Origin of the sequence: Scandinavium sp. (assembly GCF_036271055.1) — a bacterium.
GTDB lineage: Bacteria > Pseudomonadota > Gammaproteobacteria > Enterobacterales > Enterobacteriaceae > Scandinavium.
In genome coordinates this window covers 1-8,415 of the sequence record NZ_DATBBJ010000099.1, presented here as the reverse complement: position 1 = coordinate 8,415, position 8,415 = coordinate 1, and the positions used below count along the sequence as shown (strand labels likewise).

General features: G+C 53.6%; 7 protein-coding genes and 1 other RNA gene. All 8 read right to left on the bottom strand.

Translation table 11 applies throughout. The annotated features are described in order from the left end of the window. Positions 1-15 precede the first annotated feature (15 nt). The 8 genes from bcsQ to VH187_RS20070 all read right to left on the bottom strand — a co-directional run bounded on the left by bcsQ (position 16) and on the right by VH187_RS20070 (position 8,407). Positions 16-819: a cellulose biosynthesis protein BcsQ gene (gene bcsQ / locus VH187_RS20105; protein WP_329703210.1), complete on the bottom strand. Its 804-nt coding sequence runs from the start codon at positions 817-819 to the stop codon at positions 16-18. Continuing rightward, positions 810-1,373 carry a cellulose biosynthesis protein BcsO gene (bcsO, locus tag VH187_RS20100; RefSeq protein WP_329703209.1) on the bottom strand — a complete coding sequence of 188 codons (564 nt, stop codon included), beginning with the start codon at positions 1,371-1,373 and terminating at the stop codon, positions 810-812. Before bcsO ends, bcsQ begins: the two co-directional genes overlap by 10 nt. Before the next feature lie 486 nt (positions 1,374-1,859). Beyond that, entirely contained in the window at positions 1,860-2,873 is a 1,014-nt protein-coding gene (gene dppF / locus VH187_RS20095) for a dipeptide ABC transporter ATP-binding subunit DppF (RefSeq protein ID WP_329703208.1), read from the bottom strand. Next, positions 2,870-3,853: a dipeptide ABC transporter ATP-binding protein gene (gene dppD, locus VH187_RS20090; RefSeq protein ID WP_329703207.1), complete on the bottom strand. Its 984-nt coding sequence runs from the start codon at positions 3,851-3,853 to the stop codon at positions 2,870-2,872. Before dppD ends, dppF begins: the two co-directional genes overlap by 4 nt. 10 nt (positions 3,854-3,863) lie before the next feature. Further along, complete coding sequence (dppC, locus tag VH187_RS20085) at positions 3,864-4,763, bottom strand: dipeptide ABC transporter permease DppC (RefSeq protein ID WP_329703206.1); 900 nt, start codon at positions 4,761-4,763, stop codon at positions 3,864-3,866. A 9-nt stretch (positions 4,764-4,772) separates the two neighbouring features. After that, the gene (gene dppB, locus VH187_RS20080; protein ID WP_329703205.1) at positions 4,773-5,792 is read right to left on the bottom strand and encodes a dipeptide ABC transporter permease DppB; all 1,020 of its coding nucleotides are present in this window, start codon (positions 5,790-5,792) and stop codon (positions 4,773-4,775) included. 158 nt (positions 5,793-5,950) lie between these two features. Next, positions 5,951-7,558 (bottom strand): dipeptide ABC transporter periplasmic-binding protein DppA, encoded by a 1,608-nt coding sequence (dppA, locus tag VH187_RS20075; protein WP_329703204.1) that lies wholly within the window; start codon positions 7,556-7,558, stop codon positions 5,951-5,953. A 716-nt stretch (positions 7,559-8,274) separates the two neighbouring features. Continuing rightward, positions 8,275-8,407: non-coding RNA, RtT sRNA (locus VH187_RS20070), on the bottom strand. Between the last annotated feature and the right edge of the window lie 8 nt (positions 8,408-8,415).

Below are 8,415 nucleotides of genomic sequence, written 5' to 3'. Positions count from 1 at the left end.
GCGGCCCTGAATGTATTAAAGCCCGGACATGCGTGGCATGTTATGTACCGTGCCGTCCCCAACTTTGACGCCCAGTTTCGCGGCGACCTTTTTTGCAATAATTTCGATGTCAAAAGCCGCGGCAGAGGCCGGGCTAAACTCGAATATAGATTTTTGTGAGGCGTTAGCCTCGATCACGCTTTCGTCACGATGGATAATGCCAAGCAGCTGTTCACCCAGTCTTTCTTCCATAAACCCGGTGACATCACGGCTGATCTGGCGACGGCTATCGCTTTGATTCACAACGAAGAAATGACCGTGTTTGTGGTTCAGCGCCTCGCCTGTCAGGCGGTTATTTTCCACGTGCGGCAAAAGCGACATCGAAGCAGTGTCAGACATCAGCGTCACTAAATGAATATCGGCAAGCGGAGTCATGGCTTTGAGGGCCGCAGACGGGCCCGGCGGGAAATCGGCGACAATAATCAACCCCGGATAGTTGAGCAGCGTACCCAGCCCACGGCTGAGAAAATGTTCGTCATGCATTAATTTATCTTCGAAATCAACACGCTGCTGCTCGGTCACTTCACCGTAAGGCAGTACAAACATATTGCTACCCGCGCCGAGCACATACTGACTCCAGTCGTAAGAATCAGACGATTTGGCGACGTAGCCGCGCTCATCGGAAAGCGGTACACCAAAGTGCAGACGCAGCGCGTTCTGCACATCAAAATCGAGCGCCAGCACTTTACTGCCTGCGCGCGCGAGAGCGTGAGTCAGGTTAGCCGCGAGGGTGGTTTTTCCCACGCCGCCTTTAGGAGAACAGACGCAAATTAGCGGCATGAAGAAATCCTTTCGAGCAATGATTTTAAGGGCTGATCTTTTTCTTCTTTCTCTGCTTTCACCGGAATATTGGCGGGTTTTGGCGCAAAGAGTCGGGAATAATTCACCGCGTCCGGGGTAACCGGTTTTTGTGGACGTGGAGCAGGTGCCAGAGTCGGCTCAGCCTGTGGAGCGACGGCCTGAACAACCGGTTCGGGCTTGGCTATTGGCGCTTCTTCCGGCACGGGTGCCACTTTCGGCGCCATCTGGGAGGAAACGCTTTGCATAATAGAGGTTGCATGCGATTCATGGATGGCATCGCCAGGGGGCGTCGCCTTAACCGGTGGCAAGTCATGTGCAGTAAAAGCATCAGCCGCCACAGGCTGGGGAACAATCTGCGACACTGAGCCACCCATTGCGAGAGTGGTTTCTTTCTCTGCAGGAGGGGAAAGCTGATCGAGAATAGCCCAATCACCACGTTCGCTCGCGGCGTTTTGAGCAGAAAGATCCTTAAAATCGAGGCTTTGCGTGCGTGTTTTGTCCTTAAACCGCTGCAAATCATCATAATGATTCATAGTAACCCCATGATTCACAAAAGTATTACGTCAATAACTTGCTGTTTTATAACGTATCCATCCAACTACAGCATAGTGTATTTTGTATAAGTGCGAGCACTTAGCTGAATAATCCATTAATTTCCATATGCAACTATTAAGCAAGAGTTCATCGTTTAATAAGCGCTGGTTTATTTAGCGCAATGTTTTCATATTACCTGAACCACGACTATTTTTTTTTCATCCAAAAATAATGACGGTGTTTCCTGCTAGATCTACTATAACTAAGCCATAGAACGTACTGGCGGGCCTTCGAAGCGCAATATAGTGAAGTGCCATACGCTAAATTCATGGCCTAATGCTTTTGGGTGAATTCTTGCCTTTGAAATTTTTTTACATTATCTGAAATTTATAGTTACATTTACTCATTCATTATCAGTACTGTTTTAAAGGGCATAAAAAACCGGAGCCAAGGCTCCGGTTCAGGTTAAAACCCACGCATTCCGATCAAGCCAACGGCTTCTCGCCGTTTTCATCCTGGTCGACTGCAAAACACGCGACCAGCTGGCCGCCGTAGTCTTTTAACTGTGGCTGCAACTGCGTGCAAGGGCCAAAGCGACGACGGCAGCGGGCGTTAAACGCACAGCCCGGCGGTGGATTCAGTGGGCTAGGCAGCTCGCCCGTCAGCTTAATACGCTCACGACGGTCATCCGGATTCAGGCGCGGCGTCGCGGAAAGCAGTGCCTGGGTGTAGGGATGGCGCGGGTTGTTGAAAATCTGCTCTTTGGTGCCCTTCTCCACGCAGCGTCCCAGATACATCACCATCACTTCATCGGCGATGTGTTCGACCACCGACAAATCGTGCGAGATAAACACGTACGACAGCCCCATTTCCTGCTGCAAATCCATCATCAGGTTCAGTACCTGCGCGCGCACGGACACGTCGAGCGCAGAAACGGGTTCATCGGCAATCACCACATCCGGGTCAAGCATCAAACCACGGGCGATGGCGATACGCTGGCGCTGGCCGCCGGAGAACATGTGCGGATAGCGGTCATAGTGTTCGGTTTTCAGGCCGACTTTCGCCATCATCTCCAGCACTTTTTCCCGGCGCTCCGCTTTGCTCAACGTGGTGTTGATTTGCAGCGGCTCTTCCAGAATCTGGCTGACTTTCTTGCGCGGGTTCAGAGAACCGTACGGGTTCTGGAACACGATCTGGATTTTCTGACGACGCAGCTTTTCTGCCGCAGGATCAGGCTTGAGCAGATCCTGCCCCTGATAATATAGCTCGCCGCCAGTCGGAACTTCGATCATCGTCAGCAGACGGCCCAGCGTGGATTTCCCACAGCCGGATTCGCCCACCACCGCCAGCGTTTTACCGCGCTCGAGGTCAAACGATACGCCATCCAGCGCCTTCACCAGGCGCTCAGGGGCAAAAATGCCCTTCTTCACCGGGTAGTGTTTTTTCAGATCGATAGCCTGCAACAACGGCTGTCGCGAGGTGGCCTCATGCGTACTCATAGTGTCGGCCTCCCGGCATCATCGAGGGGGTAATGGCATTTGGACTGACGACCGCCATCGACGGTATTCAGTTCAGGTTCTTCAGTGCGACATTTATCGCTGGCATACGGGCAGCGCGGGTTGAGCAGACAACCGTTAGGACGGTCGTACTTGCCTGGCACCACACCCGGCAGCGAAGCCAGACGCGCTTTATCCTGCGCAAACTCCGGCAACGCGCGCAGCAGTGCCTGGGTATACGGATGGCGCGGCGCGCGGAAAATATCCTGCGCGGCACCGGTTTCCACCACCTGACCTGCGTACATCACGATGATTTTGTGTGCCGCTTCCGCCACCAGTGCCAGATCGTGGGTGATCAGCACCAGCGCCATGTTCTCTTTCTGCTGAAGTTCCAGCAGCAGCTCGATGATCTGCGCCTGAATGGTCACATCCAGCGCGGTCGTCGGTTCATCGGCAATCAGCAATTTCGGACGACAGGCAATCGCCATCGCGATCATCACGCGCTGGCTCATCCCGCCGGAAAGCTGGTGCGGATAAACGTCAAGACGCGAAGCCGGGTCAGGAATACCCACCAGATTCAGCAGATCGATCGCACGCTGAACACGGGTTTTCTTGTTACCGCCCTGATGCACCTTAATCGCTTCCATTATCTGGAAACCAACGGTGTAGCAAGGGTTCAGGCTGGTCATCGGATCCTGGAAAATCATCGCCACTTCTGCGCCCACCAATTGGCGGCGCTCTTTCTCAGAAATGCGCTTCAGGTCGCGACCGTTGAACTCCAGTTTTTCCGCCATCACGCGGCCTGGGTAATCAATCAGCCCCATAATCGCCAGCGAGCTGACGGATTTACCGGAACCGGATTCCCCAACGATGCCCACCACTTCGCCTTGCTTTACGCTATAGCTGATGCGGTCCACGGCGCGAAACGGGGTGCCTTCGTCACCGAAGTGCACCGATAATTTATCTACATTTAATAACGCCATCTCGTGCCTCTTACTGCTTCAGTTTGGGATCCAGCGCGTCACGCAGACCGTCGCCCATCAGGTTAAATGCCAGCACCGTCAGCAGGATTGCGAGACCCGGGAAGGTCACGACCCACCAGGCGCTTTGCGCGAACTGCAACACGTCGGAGAGCATGGTGCCCCACTCCGGTGTTGGCGGCTGCGCACCCATGCCAAGGAAGCCAAGAGCGGCCATATCGAGAATGGCGTTCGAGAAACCAAGCGACGCCTGAACGATCAGCGGCGCAAGACAGTTTGGGAAAATATTAACGAACATCTGACGCATCGCACCCGCACCCGCCACGCGAGAAGCGGTCACGTAATCGCGGTTCACTTCCACCAGCACCGCCGCACGCGTTAAACGCACGTAGTGCGGCAAGGCGACGAAGGTCAGCGCCAGCGCGGCGTTACCAATCGACGGGCCGAAGATCGCCACCAGCACCAGCGCCAGCAGTAAACTCGGCAGGGCCAGCATGATATCGACAACACGCATAATGATGTTATCGACGATGCCGCCGAAGTAGCCCGCCACCAGGCCAAGGACAACGCCCAGCACCAGCGACAGCACGACCACCAGACAACCCACCAGCAGCGACAGACGCGCGCCATACATCAGGCGCGACAGTACATCACGGCCCACATCGTCCGTACCGAACAGGTGCGCCAGACTGCCGCCGTCCTGCCAGAATGGCGGGACCAGCAGCGTGTCGCGGAACTGTTCCGCCGGGTTATGCGGCGCGAGGAAATTCGCGAAGATAGCGATAATCATCACCGCCACCACATAGACCAGGCCGACAACCGCACCTTTATTACGTTTGAAATAGTGCCAGAACTCCTGCAACGGGGTCATGGGCACCGGTGCAGCAACTTTATTTTCAGTGACTTGTGACATGATGGCCCCTTACTTCCTATGACGAATACGCGGGTTCACCACGCCATACAGCAGGTCGACCAGCAGGTTAACGAGGATGATCATCGTCGCCACCAGCAGGACCCCACCCTGCACCACCGGATAGTCACGGCGTTGCAGTGCATCAATCAGCCAGCGCCCAAGGCCCGGCCAGGAGAAGATAGTCTCGGTCAGGATTGCGCCTGCCAGCAGCGTGCCGACCTGCAAACCGATAACCGTGACCACTGGCAACATCGCGTTACGCAGCGCATGCACAATGATCACGCGCATACGAGTCAGACCCTTCGCACGTGCGGTACGGATATAGTCTTCGCCAAGCACTTCGAGCATTGCCGAGCGGGTCATACGCACAATCACCGCCAATGGAATGGTGCCAAGCACCACCGCAGGCAAGACCATGTGCGCTAACGCATCAATGAAATCGCCCGGCTCGCCCCAAATGGCGGTATCAATCAGCATAAAGCCGGTTAATGGCATCGAGTCATCAAGGAACACCGAATCGCTGATACGCCCGGAAACGGGTGCGAGGTTCCACTGCACCGACACCAGCATGATCATCATCATGCCCCACCAGAAGATAGGCATCGAGTAACCGGTCAGCGCGAGGCCAACGGCGGTGTGATCGAAGATGGAGCCACGTTTGACCGCAGCCAGGACACCGACAGGAATACCGACGGCAATGGCGAACAGCATGGCGCAAACGCCGAGTTCCAGCGTGGCTTTAAAGCGCGGAACAAACTCGTCCCACACCGGTAGGCGGCTTTTGAGTGAAATGCCCAAATCACCATGAAGAACGCCCCAGACATAGTGGACGTATTGTTGCCACATTGGCTTATCAAGACCCAATGCAGCCAGAAGCTCTGCGTGACGCTCAGGGGATATACCGCGCTCACCGGCCATGATGAGCACCGGGTCACCGGGGATCATATGGACAAAGGCAAAGGTCAGCAGGGTGATACCGATAAAGGTCGGGATGACTAATCCCAAACGTCGGAGGATGAACTGAAACATAACCCGGATTCTCTCTCAAGATCCACAGCCTGGAACTGTGCATCTGTATTGCTCACAACTGCCGGGTGGCGCTGCGCTGAACCAGCCTACTCACGTAGACCCGTGCAAACGCAGCGTCGCCTGGCATAGGGGTACTGACGTACCCCTTTCATTTTTAATTATTCGATGGAGACGTTTTCGAAGTGGTGTTTGCCCAATGGATCAACCACATAGCCTTTGACTTCTTTACGCACCGGCTCATACACGGTGGAGTGAGCAATAATCAGCGCTGGAGCCTGATCATGCATCACGACCTGAGCCTGTTTGTACAGTTCAACACGCTTGTTGTGATCTTCAGCCGCACGCGCTGGCTGGATCAGGTCTTCAAACGGCTTGTAGCACCAACGAGAGTAGTTAGAACCGTCTTTCGCCGCCGCACAGCTGAACAGAGTGGCGAAGAAGTTATCCGGATCCCCATTGTCGCCGGTCCAGCCCATCATCACAGACTGATGCTCACCTGCTTTGGCGCGTTTCAGGTACTCGCCCCACTCGTAGGTCACGATGTTAGCTTTCACGCCCACTTTCGCCCAGTCAGCCTGAATCATCTCAGCCATACGGCGAGCGTTCGGGTTGTACGGACGCTGAACCGGCATCGCCCACAGATCGATAGTGAAGCCATCTGCATGGCCCGCTTCTTTCAGCAGCGCTTTGGCTTTTTCTGGATCGTATGTGTAGTCCTTCACATCGTCGTTATAGCCCCACATGGTTGGTGGGATCAGGTTCTTGGCAGCAACGCCCGCGCCCTGATAAACGGCTTTGATGATCGCTTCTTTATTCACCGCATAGGTCAGCGCCTGGCGAACTTTGACTTCATCCAGCGGCTTTTTCTCGGTGTTGAAGGAGAGGTAACCGACGTTCAGACCCGCCTGTTGCAGCAGGGTGATGTTTTTGTCCTGCTTCATACGTGCGATGTCAGCCGGGTTCGGGTACGGCATCACCTGGCATTCGTTTTTCTGCAGTTTGGCGTAACGCACAGACGCATCAGGCGTGATAGAGAACACCAGACGATCGATCTGCGGCTTGGTGCCCCAGTAGCCCGCGAAGGCCTTATACAGAATACGGGAGTCTTTCTGGTACTGAACCAGCTGGAATGGACCTGTACCGATTGGGTTCAGGTCGACTTTCTCCGGCGTACCGGCTTTCAGCATGTTGTCCGCGTATTCTTTTGACAGAATAGACGCAAAGTCCATTGCCAGGTCAGCCAGGAACGGTGCTTCCGGGCGAGTCAGCACGAACTGAACGGTGTTATCGTCCACTTTCTTCACTTCGCTGATCAGATCCGGCAGGCCCATGCCTTCAAAGTATTCGTAGCTGCCGCCAGAGACTTTGTGGAACGGGTTTTTGTCATTCTTCTGACGATCGAACGAGAACACGATGTCATCGGCGTTCAGATCGCGAGTTGGTTTGAAATCTTTATTGTCCTGCCATTTCACACCCTGACGCAGGTGGAAAGTGTAGGTTTTACCGTCAGCGCTGACGTCCCACTTCTCTGCCAGACCCGGGATGATTTCCGTGGTGCCGGTTTTGAATTCAACCAGACGGTTATAAATTGGAACGGAGCTGGCATCGTAAGTCGTACCAGAGGTGAACAGCTGTGGGTTAAAGCCTTCCGGCGAGCCTTCAGAACAGTAAACCAGGGTTTTGGCCTGTACACTTGCCGCCACAGTCAACGCCACAAGGCTAAGACCAAGCTTCAGCATCCCTGACCTTTTCAAGGAAATACTCATTATTCTGCTCCAAATGTGATGTTTGTTTGTTGTGTTTTTCCGCCAGGCCTTTTTTTGTTTTTTACACGGTCTGTGCGGCAGTGCCCGAAGGCGTTAAAAGGGTTAGAGATTCCTTTCAGGAGTGCGATTGAGTAGCAGCGCAGATCCTCCCTGAAATGCCCCTCATGCCGTACAATCTGTCAACAGAATGTGCAAACGTCAATACAGGTAACCGGGATTTACATCAGCGGTGAGAATTGGCAGACAAAGATTAAAAAAAGTTCAAGTGGGTATTTGCAGCAGGGAAATTTATGCTACGCGCTTAACAGCAGCACAATCATCTTCACACTTCGTAATAACCAGTGATTAACAATTGTGCTAAATGCTAAAAATTTCTTGCGAAATGGCGATATTCTGAGCGATTAATAGCGTGAACGTTAAAACGCACAGGTGAAAATGCTGAGCTTATCCATAAGAAACGCAAGAAAATAGCTAACCAAATATAAAAAAATACAATGGAATATGTCACAAAACGGTTAACTTGCGGCGTGAAATGGGGTGAGTTGGCTTTTTAGGCAATTTGGGACAAGGCTCATGCCCGGCGGCGCTTCGCTTGCGCGGGCCTACAAAGACGATAGCAACGTAGGACAGTTAAGGCAACGCCGCCACCCGGCAAAACAAATATCACAAACTACAGACGAAAAAAAACCTGCTTTAAAAAGCAGGTTTTTCGAATGTGGTCGGCGAGAGAGGATCACTCGCCACTGCGTGGCTCGCCCTTCGGGCCGTTGCTGAAGCAACGTTCTCTCGCTGCGCTCGAGTCGAACCTCCTACCCCGGAGCTTCTCATCCTCATTTCCTACAGACGAAAAAAAACCT